The organism is Rhizobium sp. PDO1-076, from assembly GCF_000247475.1.
Lineage (GTDB): Bacteria > Pseudomonadota > Alphaproteobacteria > Rhizobiales > Rhizobiaceae > Allorhizobium.
Map to the genome: position 1 here is coordinate 1 of NZ_AHZC01000337.1, position 735 is coordinate 735.

The 735-nt window shown below is 60.4% G+C and carries 1 protein-coding gene; it reads right to left on the reverse strand.

Annotated elements, in window-relative coordinates; translation table 11 throughout:
- The coding region (locus PDO_RS16775; protein WP_007604444.1) for a proton-conducting transporter transmembrane domain-containing protein at positions 1–735 on the reverse strand (735 nt) is incomplete at both ends.

A 735-nucleotide genomic window follows, 5' to 3' on the forward strand; every position in this document is an offset into this window, starting at 1 on the left:
CTTGGGCTTGGGCAGGTCCGTGGGTGCCGGCCCGAAAAATACCGTATGAATGAGACGCAGCGCATAGACGACACTGAACGCTCCGGCGAGCGTCGCCACGTAGGGGAGCGCCCGATCAAGAATTGAATCGGCATGGGTCTCGACGGCTTCGGCGAAGAACATTTCCTTCGACAGGAAGCCGTTCAGCAAAGGAACGCCGGCCATAGCCGCACTGGCGACCATGGCAAGCGTCGCGGTAATCGGCAAGAAGCGAAACAGACCGCTCAATCGCCGGAGGTCACGTGTGCCGGTTTCATGATCGATGATGCCGGCCGCCATGAACAGGGACGCCTTGAAGGTTGCGTGGTTGAGCATGTGGAAGATCGCAGCGACCGTTGCCAGCGGGCTGCCCAGGCTGAGCAGTGTCGTGATCAGCCCGAGGTGACTGATGGTAGAATAGGCCAGCAGCCCCTTCAGGTCCTGCTGGAACATAGCGAAATAGGCGCCCAGCAGCAGCGTCAGGATACCGGCCAGACCAACGAGCCAGAACCATTCATAGGTTCCCGACAGCACAGGCCATAGACGCACCAGCAGGAAGACCCCTGCCTTGACCATGGTTGCCGAATGCAGAAGCGCGGAGACAGGCGTCGGCGCCGACATCGCATTGGGCAGCCAGAAGTGGAACGGAAACTGCGCGCTTTTGGTAAAGGCTCCGAGCAGGATGAAGACCAGCGTCGGCAGGTAGAGCGGGTGGTT